Origin of the sequence: Tenacibaculum sp. M341 (assembly GCF_004337695.1) — a bacterium.
Taxonomy (GTDB): Bacteria; Bacteroidota; Bacteroidia; order Flavobacteriales; family Flavobacteriaceae; genus Polaribacter.
In genome coordinates, this window is record NZ_SJXJ01000035.1 from 16,749 (window position 1) to 31,734 (window position 14,986).

Below are 14,986 nucleotides of genomic sequence, written 5' to 3' on the forward strand. Positions count from 1 at the left end.
TATGTTTTTAATTAAATATTTTTGATTTCTTCACCAGGCTGCAAGTTAAATTGTTTTTTGAAAAAATACACACATAAATACAATAAAGGTGTATCTAAAATAGCCACTAAAACTTTAAAAATGAAACCGCTTATTAAGAGTCCCCAAAACTTATCCCATGCAATAATATCAACAGCACATAATAACAGTAATACGGTTAACGTATCTATAAATTGCGATGAAAAAGTAGAAAAATTATTACGCAACCATAAATGCTTTCCTTTAGTAAGATCTTTCCAAAAATGATAAATTCTAATATCTATAAACTGTGCAAATAAGTAAGCCAACATTGAGGCAAGTACCGCTAATGGAGCACCACTGAAAACTAAATTATAGGTTTCATTGTCAACTGGAGACCATGCAGTAGAGTTAGCTATTTGACCTACATAAATGATCCCTAAAGAAAAGAAAGAAGCAAAAATACCTGCAATAACCACTTGGTTAGCTTTCTTTTTTCCGTAAATTTCTGATAAAAGATCTGTAATTAAAAAAGTTATAGGATATGGTAATAATCCTACAGATACTTCAAATAATTTAACTCCGAAAATTTCTATATCAAAAGGATACCAGTAAAAGAATTTTTGAAAAATTAAATTAGATACTACTAAAGAAGAAATAAATAATGCAGCTAAAATTAGAAAAATGTTTTGTGCTAATAGTTTATTTTGATTGGTCATAAAACGAAATTAGCAAAATTAAAATTGATTATGTTTGCAATACATAACAAAAGACAATAACAAACTTATGAAAGCATATATTTTTCCTGGACAAGGAGCTCAATTTACTGGAATGGGGCTTGATTTGTACGAAGGTTCTCCAATTGCACAAGAACTTTTTGAAAAAGCAAATTCTATTTTAGGATTTAGTATCACCGACGTTATGTTCGAAGGTACGGCAGAAGAGTTGAAACAAACAAAAGTAACACAACCAGCTATTTTCTTACATTCTGTAATTTTAGCAAAAGTATTAGGTGACGATTTTAAGCCAGAAATGGTTGCAGGACACTCACTTGGAGAGTTGTCTGCTTTAGTAGCTAACGGAGCATTATCTTTTGAAGATGGATTAAAGTTAGTATCAAAAAGAGCACAAGCAATGCAAAAAGCATGTGAGGCTCAAGAGTCTACTATGGCAGCTGTGTTAGGTTTAGAAGATAATGTAGTAGAAGAGGTGTGTGCTTCTATTGATGGAATAGTAGTAGCAGCAAATTACAATTGCCCAGGTCAGCTTGTAATTTCTGGAGAAGTTGCAGCAATTAATAAAGCTTGTGAAATATTAAAGGAAAAAGGAGCTAGAAGAGCATTAGTATTACCAGTTGGTGGAGCTTTTCATTCACCTTTAATGGAGCCAGCTAGAGAAGAATTAGCAAAAGCTATTGAAGAAACTACTTTTAATGAACCTACGTGTCCTGTATATCAAAATGTAGTAGCTAAAGCAGTTACTAGTCCTGAAGAAATTAAAACAAACTTAATAGCACAATTAACAGGTCCTGTAAGATGGACTCAGTGTATTCAAGCAATGATTGCTGATGGAGGAACTGAATTTGTAGAAGTTGGTCCTGGTAAAGTTTTACAAGGATTAATGCGTAAAATAGATAGAAATGTTACTGCTAGTGGAGCAGCTATTGCTACAGAGTAATTTCTATACTCTATAAAAGATAACAGAAGTTTCTTTTATTTTTAATTTGTCAGGCTGAGTACAATTACGGTTGTAAGCTTAACTATACTCAGCTTGACAATTAAATTACTTTTTAAATATTTTGAAGGTCTTTTTCAAATTATTTGATTCTACCGAAAGGATATAAATTCCCTTACTTAAAGAAGATACATTGCTTTGTAAATTATAACTATTATTACTACTACGTAAAGTTTCTTTTAGTTGTAATTGTCCATTTAAATTATATACAGAAGCTCTTATTTCTCCATTTACGTTACTATCATTATTAAACAATACGATGTTTTCAGAAATTTGGTTTGACTGAAGAGATATATTTAAATCAGTAATAGTGTTTACAGCATTTTCATTGATAGCTGTTTTCGATAATTCTCCAACAGAAAATCCAGAAATAATAGATCTTGAAAAGTCTGCATGTTTTCCAGTAATGTACATGCTATAAGTTCCTTCTTTAAAATTAGCCGTATCTAAAGAGAATGTATTTTCATTTGAGTTTAATGAAAATGAATAGACAAAAGAATCTTCTTGTACTGGATTTCCATATAAATCAGCAGTTTTAGTAATGATCGCATCTACTTCAATATCTTCAATGTTTTTAGAGAAGTTATCAAAAGAAATATGATTGTTTTCTAATTTCATTACAGGACCATCTGAATGATACACAAAAGCCGCAAAACGAGCATTCCCTTCTAAAGAAGTTAATTCTGCTACATTTTTTAAAGTATAATAGCTTTGAAAATTTTTAGAAGAACTAATTTTAGATACTTTCTTTTGATCTGCATATAAAACAAAATCCTCAGCATTTTTATCATGGAAAACTTCAATGTTTAGTATGGCATTTTCGTTTTTAGCTAAAATTTGATCGTATTTATTTTCAGAGTTAATAATTTGATAATTACTTACAATGGTGTTATTAGAGCTAATGTTAGTTTTTTGAGAGCTATTTCTTGAAGCTGTTCCTTTTAAAATAGGATGAATGTACTTCCAAACATATTGTCCTAGTGCTACATCAATATGATCTAATTTAGCTTCTCCTTTATTAAATATGTAATTCCCGTTTGGTCTTAAAGAACTACTGTAAGGAGTAACACCATCATTTGTTCCTTGAGCAACATATAAAATTGTTCCGCTAGTAAACATTAAAGGAGCAAGTAGTGTATGCCCTTTGTTAAATCCTGAAGCTCCTAAAATATAGAATTTTTCAGGTTCGTTATTAGGTAGGTTGTCAAAATAAGGTCTTACAACATCTCTACAATAATACGTAGTAGAAGTAGCACTTCCTTCATTTAAACCAGTATTTTTCCATATCCAATTAAACCACCATTGTTGAGAAACATCAGCTAAATAAGTTCCCCAGAAAGGTGTTCCTAAAGCAATTACTTTTTTTACTTGTTGATTTTTGTTATGTGTATACATAGCAACTTCAGTAGCTTTACCACCATTACTATGTGCAATAATGGTTAATTGGTTGCTATTGTATTTTTGATTAACAATATCTATAGATTCTGCAAGTAATTCACCGTTTTTCCACATGCCTTCTCCTCTTGTAGTAGCAACAAAAACAACTTGGTACCCTGCATTATAAGCATCTGAATAAAAAGTGTTATTAGTAAAAAACAGCTGATTTAAATCGATATAACCATGGTTAAATAATAATACTTCACCATTAAAATTACTGGGAGTTTTACCATAATGTATGGTAGATTTTAAAAGAGGACCAATAAAGAAAGAACTTAATTTTTCTGGAGCGGGGAGCTGCTTTTCTATAAAGTTTTGAGCCTTAATGGTTAAAAGAATGAAAAAGGAAATAAGTGTAATTTTTAATTTCATTTTTGGAAGTTTTTGGGTTTGTTAATTGTGAATATATGAAGAAATTAACGCTTTTTTATAGATACTGTTAAGATGGGAGTCGTTTTAAAACTATGTTAACTTGATTTAGAAGAAAGTTTCATAGCTTTAATTATTAACCTTTTAAACCCCGAATACCAATGAAAAATTTTTATGTAATTACATTACTTTTTATTGCTATTGCTTGTACGAGCAATGAAGACTTAGAAATTTTAGAAGAACAGTCTAAAACATCTTTAGTTATTGCGAATAGAACACCTATTTGTGATGTAGAAGAACAGGTGGTTTTAACCTATAATGATGTGGCTGATATTGTAGGAACTCCTTATTTTGAATTTGAGTTTTTTGTTCTTGCTTACCATAAATTGGCAGATGAAAATGAAGAGTATTGGTTTTTAAGAAACTTTGGATTGTGGCATTGTAATAGAACAGGTGTTAGTCAACCAACACCAGATACTTACGAGATGACATTATGGTTTTCTAGTAGTACGATTAATTCTTACAATAATTAGTATGTACTTCTATTGTAAAACAAAAAAACCTGTGAAAATGTATCACAGGTTTTTGTATTTTTTCTAAACTAGAATTTAAGCATTTAAAGGCTTTCCATCCCAAGCAGCTTTAGCCGCTTCTTTAACAGCTTCAGAATAAGTTGGATGTCCGTGACAAATACGAGCAATGTCTTCTGCAGAAGCTCTAAACTCCATTGCAACAGCCATTTCCATAATTAAATCAGCAACACGTGCTCCAACCATATGTACTCCTAAAACTTCATCAGTATTTTTATCAGCTAATACTTTTACAAAACCATCAATATCACCACTAGCACGAGATCTACCTAACGCACGCATAGAGAATTTTCCAGCTTTATAATCAACTTTAGCGTCTTTTAATTCTTGTTCAGTTTTACCTACTGCAGCAACTTCTGGCCAAGTGTAGATAATTCCAGGAATTAAATTGTAATCAATATGTGGTTTTTCACCAGCTAAGTATTCAGCTACAACAACACCTTCCTCTTCAGCTTTATGAGCTAACATAGCTCCTCTAACTACATCACCAATAGCATAAATATTAGATACATTAGTTTGTAAATGATCATTCACATCTACTTGCCCACGTTCTGTAACTTTTACACCAGCATTTTCTAAACCTAAACCATCAGTGTACGCTCTACGACCAACAGCAACTAAACAGTAATCACCAGTAAAAGTAACTTCTTCTCCTTTTTTGTTAGTAGCAGTAACAACTACTTCGTCTCCTTTTCTTTCAACAGCAGTTACTCCGTGACTAACGTTGAATTTTACACCTTGTTTCTTTAAAACTTTGGTAAGTTCTTTAGAAACATCTTTATCCATTGTAGGAGTAATTGTTGGAGCATATTCTACAACAGAAACATCAGCTCCTAATCTTTTATATACAGAACCAAGCTCTAAACCAATAACACCACCACCAATAACGATTAAGTGTTTTGGCACTTCTTTTAATTTTAAAGCCTCTGTAGAAGTAATAATACGTTCTTTATCGATATTGATAAAAGGTAAAGTTGATGGTTTTGAACCTGTAGCTATAATAATGTTTGTACCTTCAATAACTTCAGAAGTTCCATCATTTTTAGATACTTTTACATGTGTAGCATCTTCAAAAGAACCTAAGCCTTCGTAAACATCAACATTGTTTTTATCCATTAAAAACTTAACCCCACCAGTAGTTTGCTCTACTACTTTAGCTTTACGATCAATCATTTTCTGAAAATCGAACGTAGGATTTTCAACAGAAATTCCATGCTCTTCAAAATGATGAACCGCATCGTAATAATGATGAGAAGAATCTAATAATGCTTTTGACGGAATACATCCAACATTTAAACATGTTCCTCCTAATGTTGCGTATTTTTCAATAATAGCTACTTTTTTTCCTAATTGAGAAGCTCTAACCGCAGCTATGTATCCACCAGGACCAGAACCTATAACGATGATGTCGTATTTCATTTTATATCTTTATTTTAAATACAAAACTACGTATAAATGTTGATTTGTAGAAAAGAACTCTTTTTATTTTAGGAATCACTTAACAGTATTTTATTGAATACCCATTTTTATGCTGAAAAAAATGTAAAAAAGCACAGCCATAATAGTTTCTTAATAATTGAAAACATTCCGTACTTTGTGCCAATGAAACAAGTATTAATTATTGGGTATGTTTGGGTTGAGCCTAATTCTTCTGCAGCAGGAAGTAGGATGTTACAATTGATAAATACTTTTACAGAAATAGGGTATAAAGTAACCTTTGCTTCACCAGCTCAAAAAGGAGAAAAAGCAATTGATTTAGGTAAAGTGAGTCCTTTAATTTCAGAAGTTTCTATAGAATTGAATTCTTCTACTTTTGATTTTTTTGTGAAAGAATTGAATCCTGATATAGTTGTATTTGATCGATTTATGATGGAGGAGCAGTTTGGGTGGAGAGTTTCAGAAAATTGTCCTAATGCAATACGTGTGTTAGACACTGAAGATCTACATTTTTTAAGGAAAGTACGTCATAAACAATTAAAAAAAGGAGAAAGTTTTGATACTAAAAGCCTATTAATTTCTGATGAAGCTAAAAGAGAAATAGCAGCTATTTTACGTTGCGATGTTAGCTTAATTATTTCTTCTTATGAAATGGAATTGTTGAAAAACGTGTTCAATATAAATGAACGCCTGTTGTTGTATCTTCCATTTTTATTAAATAAACTGAAAAGTGAAGATGTGGCAGAATGGCTTTCTTATGAAGAGAGAAAAGATTTTGTTTTTGTAGGAAACTTTTTTCACCAACCTAACGTAGATGCTGTTTTGCAGTTAAAGAAAATTTGGAAAACAATTCATAAGCAATTACCTAAAGCAGTACTTCATATTTATGGAGCTTATGCAACACAACAAATTCAAGATTTACATAAGCCTCAAGAAAATTTTTTAGTTAAAGGTTTTGCAGAGAATGCAGAAGAAGTAGTAAAAAAGGCAAGAGTTGTTTTAGCTCCGATACGTTTTGGCGCCGGAATTAAAGGTAAGCTTACTGAAGGAATGATTTGTGGTACACCAAGTGTTACAACTAATATTGGAGCAGAAGGAATGCATGCAAATTTACCTTGGAATGGCTATATAGTAAATGATTTAAGTGATTTTGCTGATAGCGCAACTGCGCTATATAATAATGAGTTACAATGGAAAGAGTTTCAGAGTAATGGTGTACAAATTATTAATACATTATATGATAAGGATAAGTTACAAGCTGTGTTTATAAATGCATTAAAGAATATAGAAAGTAATTTAATAGAGCATCGTCAACAAAATTTTTTAGGAAGCTTGCTTCAACATCAAACATTACAAGCAACAAAGTTTATGAGTAAATGGATAGAGTTAAAGAATAAAAAATAAAAAAATGCTACTTGTAAAAAGTAGCATTTTTAGTATGTATAAAGATAATTTAGTGTGATTGGTATGTTGTTACCATATTATCCACACTGACCGATTCTAGTCCATCCGCCTACAACTCTTTCAAATAAGAAACCTCTAAAAGTTACACGGGCACCAACAGGGTAAGCTCTACCATTAACAAATGCAGCTACTCCATCACAAATATCGTTGTTGTTAGCAGGAGGATACATTTGATTGATTCCAGTAATATCTCCTCTAGAAAGTCCGTTTCTTTGAATTTCAAAAGTTCTTCCGTTGTCTCTTCTTACAATAGTAGGCTCTCCGTTAGAAGAAAAGAAGAAAGAACCATACATCATAATAGATCCGAAATCTAAGGCGTTTGTAAACTCATCTCCATCCTGACCCGATTGTTCGTATGTTAAGAAGTTACCTCTTGCACGTTCTTCAATATTTTCAAAGTTGATTGTAACAAAATCATCTCTGTCTGCTCTACTTTGTTCGTGCCAAAGACCAACAGCATGTCCAATTTCGTGAATGGTGTTTCCAGTGCTACACCCAGGAGCTAAAAGAATGTCTTGGCGTCCACCTCTTCTTCCTACAAAAGAAGCACAACCTCCACCAGTTACAAATCGAATAAAGTCACGTTCAGTAGTTCTTGCAACAAAACGTAAAGCTGTGTTTGCTTCCCAATGAGCAATAGCATCTCTTACACGTTGTTGGTTCACTAAGTTTTCGTCAATAACAAATGGAACAGTGTTGTTAGCCCATCTTCCGCCAGTTCTACCTACAGATCTAGTGTTCTCTTCTAAAGAAGGCTCACCAATAACGTCTGGAGCTACTGTTAAATCATTTTTGTCAAATAAAATATCACCTTCTAATACATAGGTGTCGCTATTTACTTGAAAGTCGAATTTTTGCTCTCCATAATATAGGGTTTTTGATTGTCCTACTGAGTTTGGAAAAGCTTCCTCTGGTTGAATTAATTGAGTTTCACTAACTGAAGAGTCGTCTATGGTGTTTGCAGTTTCGTCTTGACAAGACACAATAAACATTGTAGCGGCTAAAGCCGCTAAATACATTTTAGGAGTATTCATAAATAAATGGTTTAATTAATTATTAATCTTATTCTCTAATATAATTTCATGAAATTAAGATTACCTAAAAGTATATTTTTCTGAAAGTATAGGTTAATTTTCGGGGTTAATTTTTAAGCTAAAATGTTAATTTAAAATATAAGTGTTTGATTATTAGGGTTGTGAGTTTTTTGTTAAGGTGTGGTGATTTGTGTATGGATTTTGTAAGGATTCGTATTTTTTGTTATGAAGTTAGTTGAGTAGGGGGTGAAGAGGTATGAATATGGTAAGGTTGTTTTGTTTTTCAATAATGTTACTTGTTTATAGGGAACAAATAGAGGTGTGTTTTTAGTAGTGTAACAAATGAGATATGTGAGAGAAAAAGGATAGGAGAGAGGAGTAAAAAAATGCTACTTAAAAAAGTAGCATTTTTAATTTGTATACATAGAAGTTTAGAGTGTTGTATTATCCACACTCACCAATTCTAGTCCATCCACCTACAACTCTTTCATATAATGAACCTCTATAAGTTACTCTAGAACCAACAGGGTATGTTCTTCCACTAACAAATTCTGATACACCATTACAAATATCATTATTAGCAGGGTATAATTGATTAATTCCGGCAATATCACCAAAAGAAAGACCATCTCTTTGAATTTCAAAAGTGCTTCCATCTCTTCTTACAATTGTTGGCTCTCCATTAGATGAAAAGAAAAAAGATCCATACATCATAATAGAATTTAAATCTAGTCTAGTTGTAAGTTCTTGACCATCTCTACCAGATTGTTTGTAAGTATTAAAATTTCGTTTAGCTCGTTCTTCAATATTTTCAAAGTTGATGATTATATAGTTATCTCTGTCAACTCTACTTTGTTCGTGCCACAAGCCTACAGCATGTCCAATTTCATGAATTGTATTACCAGTACTACATCTTGGATGTAAAAGTAAGTCTTGCTTACCTCCAATTCTTCCAATAAAAGAAGAACAGCCTTCACCAGTAGTAAATCTAATATAATCTTCTTGATTTGTTCTTCTTACAAATCGTAAAGCAGTATTTGCTTCCCAGTGTGCAATAGCATCGGTAACTCTACGTTGGTTTTCTAGATTACGATCAATTTCATAGAAAACGGTGTTGTTAGGCCATGTTTTACTTGGTCTACCAACAGATTTTGTGTTGTTAGAAATAGCAGGGCTACTTGTAATATCTGGATTTGTAGTTAATTCTTCTTTAGGGAAAAGAATATCACCTTCCAGAATGTAAGCGTTGTTGTACTCTTGTACCTCTAGTTTTTGTTCTCCATAGAACAATGATTTGAAATTACCATTAGAGCCAGGAAAGGCTTCTTCTGGTTGAATAAGTTGAACTTGATTGATAGTTGAAGCTTCTAAGCTTTTAATTGATTCATCTTGACAAGATGTAACAAACAATGAAGTAGCGATAGCTACTAAAAACATTTTAGGGGTGTTCATAATAAACGGTTAAATTAATTTTTCTCTTCTTACACATACAGCGTTACAAAAGAAATTTGTAAAAGGAGTTTGAATAAAAAGAATGTATTGTATTCATAAGTTAAAATCATAACTCATGAATATTAGTGTTAACTAACGGCAATAGTTGTAGAATATTTTTGTAGTATTAAAATTATATTTAAAAAGAGTTACTATTCCTCTTTAGGTGGTTGATAGTCTAGAGGTAAAGAGTTTGCAAATCTTTCAAAAGCCCAGTAGCCTTGTTCTATTATGTTTGCAGGATTTGTTAATTTTCCTAAAGGTAAAATTTGTTCTGGAGCTTCAATAATTGAAAAGCTAGAGACCTGTTTATCTGACGATTTGTATAGTTTATTATAGTTTGACTCCTCTTTTTCTTTAGTGTAGGTAACTTTTAGAAAATTTTTAAAAGTTAAGAAAGTTCTATGATCAGTTTTAAAGCTAATGCTTTCATAAGGTATGTTTTTTTGAATAATAGAATCAATATATCTTTTTTGTGTACTTCTCTTTTTAATAACGATAGCGCTATCTAATTGTGATCTAGGTTTGGTGATTTTTTTATCAAAATTTATAGGAGTTTTTTTGTTGTAATGAAAAGCTAAAACTCTCTCAGAAAAATCTATTTCTTTATCAGTTGGGTAATTTTTATTAGGGTATTTTTTTAATAGATCTATAGAGAATCCTTCTTTTTGGGATGATCCAGATATAATTGTTCTAAAAAAATGCATTCTAGAACCTTTGTATGCTGTTAATCTATTTTTTTGCCATCTTTTTTTATCACGATCCTTTCCCGCTAATTCTTTATACTGAACAAATCCGAAGTAAGCAGAGTAGTCTTTTCTAAGTTCAAATTTTTCAAGATTATAATAGGCTTTATAACCTAAACTTTTATTAATGATTATTAAAGGTTCAACTGCTTTAGCAGTAAAAGTTTTGGTTGATTCATTATAATAATATTTTAAAGCTTCAGGATTGTCTATAGAGCATTTTTTTGCAAATTTTGTTTCTCCTAAAAAAGCCTTTTTAAATTTTTTTAGGTTGTAATTGTTTTGTTTTAGCTTTTTTCTTTTTCCTGAATTAATAACAACTTCGTCTAAAATATCTTCTTTTACTTTTAATAAAAATGTAAAGTTTTTGTTTGAAGATTTTTCGTTAATATCAATTTCATATTGAATAGTTTCATATCCTAGGTGAGCAATAATCAACGTGTGTTTTCCTTCATTAATAGCCAAAGAAAAACCGCCTTTTTTATTAGTAACTGTACCAAAAGTTGTGTTATTGAAAAAAACGTAAGCTCCTTGTAATTGTTGGTTGTCTTCTGAAGAAACTACTCCTTTAATTTGTATTTGGCTAAATGAAATATGAGCAATTAAAAATAACAGTAGCGTAAAACGTAGTTTTCTTTTCATGAGGCAATGTTTTGATTGTTAACTAAAAATAAAAAAAATCTCTTGAAAAAGAGATTTTTTAGTTTTTAAATTTAGTTTAGAAGTCCGGCACGTTTTAATAGTGCTTCAGGTTTTGGTTCCTGACCTCTGAAGCGTTTATATAATTCCATTGGCTTTTCAGTACCTCCTTTAGAAAGCACATGATCTTTAAATTTAGAAGCAATTTCTTTATTAAAAATTCCTTCTTCTTTAAAATATTCAAAAGCATCGGCATCTAATACTTCTGCCCATTTATAAGAATAGTATCCAGCAGAATAACCTCCTTGAAAAATATGAGAAAAAGCAGTACTCATACAGTTTTCTGCAACATCAGGATATAATTGAGTGTTTTTAAAAGCTTCTTTTTCAAAGTCTTTTACAGAAGTAATGTCTGTAGTACCAGAATGCCAACTCATATCTAATAAACCAAAGCTTAATTGACGTAAAGTTTGCATGCCTTCATGAAAAGCAGCAGATTCTTTAATTTTTTGAACATACTCCATTGGAATTGTTTCTCCTGTTTCGTAATGCTTGGCAAACAATTCTAAAGCTTCTTTTTCGTAACACCAGTTTTCTAATACTTGACTAGGTAATTCAACAAAGTCCCAAGAAACAGAAGTTCCTGATAAGCTTTTGTAATTTGTGTTAGCAAGCATACCGTGTAAAGCATGTCCAAACTCGTGGAATAAGGTAGTTACTTCGTTAAAAGTTAATAAAGAAGGTTTAGTATCTGTAGGTTTGGTAAAGTTGCAAACAATAGAAACTTGTGGGCGATCATTTACGTTATTAATAATTTGTTGAGATTTATAAGATGTCATCCAAGCTCCGTTTCTTTTTCCTGGTCTTGGGTGAAAATCTGCATAAAAATAAGAAACAAAATCGCCATTAGAATTTGTTACTGAGTACGTTTTAACATCTTCATGGTAAGTGTCTAAATTGTCAATTTCTTCAAACTGTAAATCAAATAAGCGATTCGCGATTTCAAAAACACCATCAATAACATTTTCTAATTTAAAATAAGGTTTTAATAACTCTTGATCTAAATTAAATAGTTCCTTTTTTAATTTTTCAGAATAATATGCGCCATCCCATTTTTGTAACTGATCTATACTGTCTAGTTTTTTAGCATAGGTTTCTAAATGTGTAAATTCTCTCTCAGCCGCCGGTTTAGCTTTTTCTAATAAATCATTTAAAAAAGATAAAACTTTCTCAGGCGTTTCAGCCATTCTTTCCTCTAAAACAAAATGAGCATGTGATTTGTATCCTAATAATAGAGCTCTTTGATGACGAAACTTAACTATTTGTAATACATTTTGTTCGTTGTTGTTTTTGTTATCCTGAAAACCTTTTTTACCCATAGCAACAGATAGCTTTTTGCGTAGCTCTCTATTGTTTGCATACGTCATAAAAGGAATATAGCTAGGGTAATCTAAAGTAATTAACCAGCCTTCTTTTTCTTTTTGTTGCGCTAATAATTTTGCAGCTTCTTTAGCTCCTTCAGGAAGCCCGTCTAAATCTTCTTCGTTTGTTATTAATAATTCAAAATCATTGGTGTCAGCCAATACATTTTCGCCAAACTGAAGAGATAACTTAGATAATTCTGCATCTAATTTTTTAAGCTCATCTTTTTGATCATTATCTAAATTAGCTCCGTTTCTAGAAAAATCTTTGTATTGTTTATCTAGCAGCATACTTTGTTCAGGAGTCAGTGTAAGTGTATCTTTTTGATCATGAACAGCTTTTACTCTTTTGAATAAATCTGCATTTAAAATCATATCATTATTAAACTCACTCAGCCAAGGGGAAATTTCTTTTGCTATTTTCTGAATTTCCTCATTTGTTTCTGCAGAATTTAAATTGAAAAAAATAGAAGTAATACGGTCTAATTTTTCACCATTTTTATCTAAAGCAACAATTGTGTTTTCAAATGAAGCTATCTCTGTACTATTTGCAATTGAGTTAATTTCATCTTTGGCAATTTCAATTGCTTTTTTAATAGCGGGTATATAATGTTCTTCTTTAATAGATTGAAACGGAGGCGTATTAAAGTCTTGTAATAATGGATTGTTCATTTTTAATTATAAATTTTATGCTTCCCTAAACCTAAAGTTAATCCTATGCCAACATATGGGAACTTAGAAATATTAGCAACAAGTTTTAAGCCTGTACTTACTCCAAAACTTGAAGGTTTTCCAACAGGAATTACATCTAAAATACGAAATCTTGTCTTTTCTTTATTAAACCATCTCACATTAAATTCAAGAGGTACACCTAAAGAATTTTTAAATTGATAGTTAGAGGTGTCTATGTTTTGTTTCAATTTAGCATAAGAAACTCCAGCAGAGTAGCTAAAAGAAAAACTATCATACACATGCCTTCTTCCATATAATAGAGAGTATTCTTGATGCGATTTTGTTTTAGAACTTGTAATTGGAACAAAAAAGAAATAGTCAGTGTATAGAGAATTTTCGCTAGCTCTAAATGTGAAAAGATTTTTTTTATGTTGGTAGTTAATAGCTCCAACTTCCATTAAACCTCCAGCTTCTCCAAGAGCAGCACCTAAAGAAAGGTCTATGTACCAAATACTGTTTTTTTTGTTCTTTTTTGGTTGAGTTGAATTCTCTTGAGCATTTATATTCAAGAGTACAATTAAACACAAGATTGTTGTTAATTTGTTGATCATTTGCATAGTAAAATTTTTAAATGGTTTACATCTATTTTTAAGAAAGATGTACTTTGTCTTTTAATTAATAGTTGCAATTTTTAATTAGCTTTCAGGGCAAAGTTATCAATAAAAAAATGAATATCTTGATTATAATTCCTTAGTTCATCTCCATTAGCCCAACCTAAAATAGTACCTTGATCTATAAAGTTTCCAGAAGTTGCATAATGTATAAGTTTAGAGGCTTCAGGAGCATTTGTATAAGGTTTTGTAATATTAGGATGATTGGTAGATGTTATAAGTACATCATCTTTGTAAATTTCTAAAAATCCATGGCTATTAGTATCTGATGCTAATTTTAAATGAATTTTATAATTAGACCAGCGACCTTCATAATCTTTAATAATTAAAGGATAATTTGAAAGCATTGCGTGTCCATAATTATTTTGATCAACTCCAACATATATTGAAGGAGAAGCACCTCCTTGAGAGTTTCCCCACATTTCGCTAGAAATACTTATGTTAGCATTTGTTTTTCCATATGTACCAGACCATAAGGCAAATAATTTATGGTTGTTTTCAAAGTGATAATAGTTTGATGGAGTAAACATATCAAAACTCATTTCTATTTCTGTAGCTTGAATTGGAAGTTTGAAATCATATTCAGTCCAAGAGTCACCATTTCCTTCACTGTTAAAAATGTAACTCATTTTCATTACTTTATTATTTGTATTTGTAGGATCTTCGATACCATAATCAACAGAAACACCATTGCCAAGCCAAAAGCTATTATTTATAGTTCCTTCAAAGTCATCAGAAAAAGTAAAATTATTTGTAGAGTTTGTAAGCGATTTTGTGCTTACAGTTAATTTATCAGATTTTATCCCAGTGTCATTATCCGAATTATATACTCTTACTTGATATGTGTATGAAGTTTCCGCAGTTAAACCTGTATCTGTGTAATTATTTGTGTCTGTTTGATCTATTAATATGTCATTTCTATATACATGGTAACCGACTACATTATTGTCAGTTGTATTTGTCCATGACAAAGATATTTCTGAAGAAGATTGATTAGTAGAAATAAGATTCTCTACTTTGATGTTTTGTAAATTGTTGTTATTGATGTTGTTTTCGTCGTTGCAACTAAAAAAAATAAAAATAAGTAAGCAAACAAGGGGATTTGTTTTGGTCATAGTTTAAAAGTATTTTAAGAAAGTGTAATGTTAAAAAAATATAATGAGTGAAGTCATCTTGACTTTTTTTGAGAAAAAATTAAGGGTTGTAGATATTTGTGTTGCGAAACATAAAAACACAACCCTATGTACCAAGTACTAAGCAAAGATATGATAGAATTAGAAATAG

The 14,986-nt window shown here is 31.0% G+C and carries 12 protein-coding genes; 3 read left to right on the forward strand and 9 right to left on the reverse strand.

Translation table 11 applies throughout. The features are described from left to right. Positions 1–11: 11 nt before the first annotated feature. A complete protein-coding gene (locus EYW44_RS21260) occupies positions 12–716 on the reverse strand; it encodes a queuosine precursor transporter (protein WP_132727675.1) in 705 nt (234 codons plus the stop codon). Positions 717–783: 67 nt separating this feature from the next. Here EYW44_RS21260 and fabD point away from each other — a divergent pair, with 67 nt between their 5' ends. Further along, a complete protein-coding gene (fabD, locus tag EYW44_RS21265) occupies positions 784–1,674 on the forward strand; it encodes an ACP S-malonyltransferase (protein WP_132727678.1) in 891 nt (296 codons plus the stop codon). Between the two features lie 105 nt (positions 1,675–1,779). On the opposite strand, the gene EYW44_RS21270 is transcribed toward fabD, so the two are convergent. Beyond that, positions 1,780–3,540: a T9SS type A sorting domain-containing protein gene (locus EYW44_RS21270; protein WP_132727681.1), complete on the reverse strand. Its 1,761-nt coding sequence runs from the start codon at positions 3,538–3,540 to the stop codon at positions 1,780–1,782. A 158-nt stretch (positions 3,541–3,698) separates the two neighbouring features. On the opposite strand from EYW44_RS21270, the gene EYW44_RS21275 reads away from it, so the two are divergent. Next, positions 3,699–4,070 carry a hypothetical protein gene (locus EYW44_RS21275; protein ID WP_132727684.1) on the forward strand — a complete coding sequence of 124 codons (372 nt, stop codon included), beginning with the start codon at positions 3,699–3,701 and terminating at the stop codon, positions 4,068–4,070. 75 nt (positions 4,071–4,145) lie between these two features. On the opposite strand, the gene lpdA is transcribed toward EYW44_RS21275, so the two are convergent. Further along, complete coding sequence (gene lpdA, locus EYW44_RS21280) at positions 4,146–5,546, reverse strand: dihydrolipoyl dehydrogenase (protein ID WP_132727687.1); 1,401 nt, start codon at positions 5,544–5,546, stop codon at positions 4,146–4,148. A 183-nt stretch (positions 5,547–5,729) separates the two neighbouring features. On the opposite strand from lpdA, the gene EYW44_RS21285 reads away from it, so the two are divergent. After that, positions 5,730–6,968 (forward strand): glycosyltransferase, encoded by a 1,239-nt coding sequence (locus tag EYW44_RS21285; RefSeq protein ID WP_207893826.1) that lies wholly within the window; start codon positions 5,730–5,732, stop codon positions 6,966–6,968. A 77-nt stretch (positions 6,969–7,045) separates the two neighbouring features. On the opposite strand, the gene EYW44_RS21290 is transcribed toward EYW44_RS21285, so the two are convergent. The 6 genes from EYW44_RS21290 to EYW44_RS21315 form a co-directional block, all read right to left on the reverse strand. Then, the gene (locus tag EYW44_RS21290; RefSeq protein WP_132727691.1) at positions 7,046–8,062 is read right to left on the reverse strand and encodes a M12 family metallopeptidase; all 1,017 of its coding nucleotides are present in this window, start codon (positions 8,060–8,062) and stop codon (positions 7,046–7,048) included. Positions 8,063–8,506: 444 nt separating this feature from the next. After that, positions 8,507–9,514: a M12 family metallopeptidase gene (locus EYW44_RS21295; RefSeq protein WP_207893827.1), complete on the reverse strand. Its 1,008-nt coding sequence runs from the start codon at positions 9,512–9,514 to the stop codon at positions 8,507–8,509. Between the two features lie 191 nt (positions 9,515–9,705). Beyond that, positions 9,706–10,941 (reverse strand): carboxypeptidase-like regulatory domain-containing protein, encoded by a 1,236-nt coding sequence (locus EYW44_RS21300; RefSeq protein WP_132727694.1) that lies wholly within the window; start codon positions 10,939–10,941, stop codon positions 9,706–9,708. A 71-nt stretch (positions 10,942–11,012) separates the two neighbouring features. Next, a complete protein-coding gene (locus tag EYW44_RS21305) occupies positions 11,013–13,031 on the reverse strand; it encodes a M3 family metallopeptidase (RefSeq protein WP_132727696.1) in 2,019 nt (672 codons plus the stop codon). 2 nt (positions 13,032–13,033) lie between these two features. Beyond that, complete coding sequence (locus EYW44_RS21310; protein ID WP_132727699.1) at positions 13,034–13,642, reverse strand: hypothetical protein; 609 nt, start codon at positions 13,640–13,642, stop codon at positions 13,034–13,036. A gap of 80 nt (positions 13,643–13,722) precedes the next feature. Next, positions 13,723–14,817 (reverse strand): fibronectin type III domain-containing protein, encoded by a 1,095-nt coding sequence (locus tag EYW44_RS21315; protein WP_132727702.1) that lies wholly within the window; start codon positions 14,815–14,817, stop codon positions 13,723–13,725. Positions 14,818–14,986: the final 169 nt, after the last annotated feature.